The following is a 3963-nucleotide window of genomic DNA, read 5'->3' on the forward strand; positions in this document are numbered from 1 at the left end:
CATCGCCGCGCAGCCGGTCGCGCGCGCCGAGGAGCGCCAGCCGCACCCGGCAGCCGGCGCGGCGGAGCGCCTCGGCGGCCACGAAGCCGTCGCCGCCATTGTTGCCCGGCCCCGCGAGGACGAGGATCTCGGCGCCCTCCCCGGCCATCGCGAGCGCGGCGTCGGCGACGGCGGCGCCCGCGGCCGCCATCAGGGGCCAGCTCGCCCCGAGTTCCCGTGCGGCGAGCCGGTCGGCGGCCGCCATCTCGTCGGGCGTCAGCAATTCGAGCATGTGCGCTGCCTATGGCTTGATCAGTTGCCCACTTCCTGAACAGATGCAGATGCCGCTAAAACGGACAAAGCTGCAGACATCCCCGCAATTCGTGGCCGCCGATCCTCCGTCAAAGGCGCCCCTCCGGGTCGCTTGGCACGCTTCATGCTACCTGCAGCGCGAGACGGAACCGGCGCCGGAGAGACCCGTGGAATGAAAAAAATCGAAGCCATCATAAAGCCGTTCAAGCTGGACGAGGTGAAGGAGGCGCTTCAGGAGGTCGGCCTGCAGGGCATCACGGTGACCGAGGCGAAGGGGTTCGGACGCCAGAAGGGGCACACCGAGCTCTATCGCGGCGCGGAATATGTCGTGGACTTCCTGCCGAAGGTGAAGGTCGAGGTGGTCCTCGCCGACGATGTCGTCGACCGCGCGGTCGAGGCGATCCGGAATGCCGCGCAGACAGGACGGATCGGCGACGGCAAGATCTTCGTCTCCACCATCGAGGAGGCGATCCGCATCCGCACCGGCGAGACCGGCCTCGACGCGATCTGAAACACCAGCTACGAGCCGGCCGATCGCCGGCCGTTCAATACGCACGCGAGAGACAGGGGACACTATGACCGACGCGTCTGACGTTATGAAGATGATGCGCGAGAGCGACGTGAAGTACGTCGATCTTCGCTTTACCGATCCGCGGGGCAAGATGCAGCACGTCACCTTCGACGTGTCGATGGTCGACGAGGACATGTTCGCCGACGGCACGGCCTTCGACGGGTCGTCGATCGCCGGCTGGAAGGCGATCAACGAATCCGACATGACCCTCATGCCGGATCCCGACACCGCCGTCATGGATCCCTTCTTCGCGCAGCCGACGCTCGCGGTCTTCTGCGACGTTCTGGAGCCCTCCACGGGAGAGCCCTACAATCGCGACCCGCGCACGACCGCCAAGAAGGCGATCGCCTACCTGCAGTCGCTCGGGATCGGCGACACCGTCTATTTCGGCCCGGAGGCCGAGTTCTTCATCTTCGACGACGTCCGCTTCTCGTCCGAGCCCTACAATACGGGCTTCCAGATCGATTCCGTCGAGCTTCCGATCAATTCGGGCACGGAATACGAGGGCGGCAATCTCGGCCACCGCGTGCGCACCAAGGGCGGCTACTTCCCGGTCCCGCCGATCGATTCGGCGCAGGACCTGCGCTCCGACATGCTGATGTACATGGCGCAGATGGGCGTGCCGGTGGAGAAGCACCACCACGAGGTCGCCTCCGCCCAGCACGAGCTCGGCTTCAAGTTCCAGACGCTCGTCAAGGCGGCCGACTGCCTGCAGATCTACAAGTACTGCATCCATCAGACCGCGGCTGCCTACGGCAAGTCGGCGACCTTCATGCCGAAGCCGGTGTTCGGCGACAACGGCTCGGGCATGCACGTTCACCAGTCGATCTGGAAGGAAGGCAAGCCCGTCTTCGCCGGCAACCGCTACGCCGATCTCTCCGAGGAGTGCCTGTTCTATATCGGCGGCATCCTGAAGCACGCGAAGGCGCTCAACGCCCTCACCAACCCGTCGACCAATTCCTACAAGCGTCTGGTCCCGGGCTACGAGGCGCCGGTGCTCCTCGCCTATTCCGCGCGCAACCGCTCCGCGTCCTGCCGCATCCCCTACACGCATTCGCCGAAGGCGAAGCGCCTCGAGGTCCGCTTCCCGGATCCGACGGCGAACCCCTATCTCGCCTTCACGGCCATGCTGATGGCCGGCCTCGACGGCATCAGGAACAAGATCCATCCCGGCGACGCCATGGACAAGGACCTCTACGACCTGCCGCCGGAGGAGCTGAAGGAGATCCCGACGGTGTCCGGCTCGCTCCGCGAGGCGCTCGGGAACCTCGATGCGGACCGCGACTTCCTGAAGGCCGGCGGCGTCTTCGACGACGACCAGATCGATTCCTACATCGAGCTGAAGATGGCCGAGAACATGCGCTTCGAGATGACGCCGCATCCGGTCGAGTACGACATGTACTACTCGGTCTGACCGGACGGGCCCTGCGCCGGGCGGCGCCGGGAGGTCGAGGCCGGCGGGATGCGCTCCCGCCGGCGTTTCCATGTCCGGGTCGGCGTTCCGGGGCGTCAGCGCCCCCGCTTCTCCATGGCGTGCGTACGGACGAGCGGGATCTCCGACCTCACCTTCGCCGAGACGAGCTCGCCGTAGCGCGCCCGCCCGCCCGGCGGGTTGCGGAAATTGTCGACGGCGACGCCGAAGGCGGATTCGCTCCGCGGCTTCGCCCCGGCCGGCGGAACGAAATAGCCGAGCCTGAACCGGACGCCGGACGCGCGCACGAGCGCGGCCCGCCCCTCCTCGTCGGTGACCGGGCTGTTGTCGTGATATTCGAGGTAGGGGTGCAGCGGCAGCGGCAGCACGACCGACTCCGAAAGCCGCGCGCCCGGGGCGAGCGCCGTCATGTAGGGGGCGACGAGGTTGGTCGGCGCGCGGTCGGCGGGGATCGCCGGCATGGTCTTCGCCACGTCGAGCGTGCCGTCCTCCTCCAGGCGGGCATAGACGTGGTTCGGGTCGATGACCCGCTTCGCTCCCGCGCGGTGCAGCTTGTTGGTGACGTAGATCGTCCCCGGCGTGGTGTTCGCGACCGTGTAGCGGATGACGAGCCGGTTCGGCTCGACAGCGATCTGCGCGGTGAAGGACGGCGCCGGCCCGTTCTCAGCCATTGCGGGGTGCTCCGGCGCGGCTGCCGAGAACACGAGGAGCATCGCCCCGACGATCCAAGGCCGATCGCGCATCGCGGGTCCTCACCATGGCGGCCCACCGGGCCAGTTGGAAGGATAGTAGGACCCGCGCCGCGGCACGCCCAGGTCGTCGCGCAGCGAATTCTCGGTCGGCACGTCCGCGCTGTGGTCCGGCACGCCCTGCACCGTCCCGTCGGGCGCGACGACGGAGGTCCCGCCCGTGCCGACCGTCGCCCGCTCCTCGCCGCGGTTGGACGAGCCGGTCTGGCCCGGATAGGAATCGTGGGGCCCCGGGTCGTGGGTCCCGGTCGCGTTGTGGTAGGCGTGGACGAATTCGTGGCCGAGCACGATGGCGGGCGTCTGGGCCGGGTCGGTCGGCGAGGAATAGGTCGGGTTCCAGGAAACCACGCTCGAGGAGCCGGTCCCGGGCACCTGCGAGCCGGCATAGTCGTCGGCGCCGCAATAGCCGTTCGCATCGGCCGTGGGCACGATGGTGACGGTGTTCCCGCTCGCCGCGATGCCGTTGATGATGACCTGGCCGGTCCTCGTCCCGTAGAGCGTTCCCATCGCGCTCTGGACGTTCGCCACGAACGCCATGTCGCCCTTGATGTTGATCGGCACCGTTACCGGCGGACCGCCGATCAGCACGGTCGGCTCGCCGGTCGAGACCTCCGCCGCGCAGAAGGTCTTCTCGCCGATCCTCGCCGCCGGCAGCCCGCCGATGATCACCGTGGCCGCCCCGGTGATGATGGTGTTGGGCGTCCAGAAATGGACGAAGCAATAATGCAGATCGAGCACGCGGGCCGAGGGCAGCCCGCCGATGAGAACGGTCGGGAAGCACGGCCCGGTGATGCTCCCGGTCGGGATCGAAAGGAGCATCGCGCCGGCGATGGCGCCGGCCGCCGCCCCTGCCGCCGCGCCGACCGGGCCGAGCATCAGCGCACCGACGGCGGCCCCCGCCACCGCCCCGACCAGCGCCG

5 protein-coding genes are annotated in these 3963 nt (G+C 68.2%); 2 read left to right on the plus strand and 3 right to left on the minus strand.

The annotated features are described in order from the left end of the window. On the minus strand, nt 1-271 hold a 271-nt coding region (locus tag E4O86_RS22395; RefSeq protein WP_281351656.1), incomplete at its 3' end, for an NAD(P)H-hydrate epimerase. A gap of 192 nt (nt 272-463) precedes the next feature. Between E4O86_RS22395 and E4O86_RS22400 the strand changes: the two genes are divergently transcribed. Together E4O86_RS22400 and glnA are read left to right on the plus strand one after the other, a co-directional pair. Continuing rightward, nucleotides 464-802, plus strand: a complete 339-nt coding sequence (locus E4O86_RS22400; protein ID WP_161142760.1) for a P-II family nitrogen regulator — start codon at nt 464-466, stop codon at nt 800-802. 64 nt (nt 803-866) lie between these two features. After that, nucleotides 867-2276: a type I glutamate--ammonia ligase gene (glnA, locus tag E4O86_RS22405; protein ID WP_161142761.1), complete on the plus strand. Its 1410-nt coding sequence runs from the start codon at nt 867-869 to the stop codon at nt 2274-2276. Between the two features lie 95 nt (nt 2277-2371). On the opposite strand, the gene E4O86_RS22410 is transcribed toward glnA, so the two are convergent. Further along, a complete protein-coding gene (locus E4O86_RS22410; protein ID WP_161142762.1) occupies nt 2372-3037 on the minus strand; it encodes a hypothetical protein in 666 nt (221 codons plus the stop codon). Between the two features lie 9 nt (nt 3038-3046). Then, a partial coding sequence (locus tag E4O86_RS22415) for a M91 family zinc metallopeptidase (protein ID WP_161142763.1) occupies nt 3047-3963 on the minus strand: 917 nt, incomplete at its 5' end.

The organism is Propylenella binzhouense (assembly GCF_009866965.1).
GTDB lineage: Bacteria > Pseudomonadota > Alphaproteobacteria > Rhizobiales > Afifellaceae > Propylenella > Propylenella binzhouense.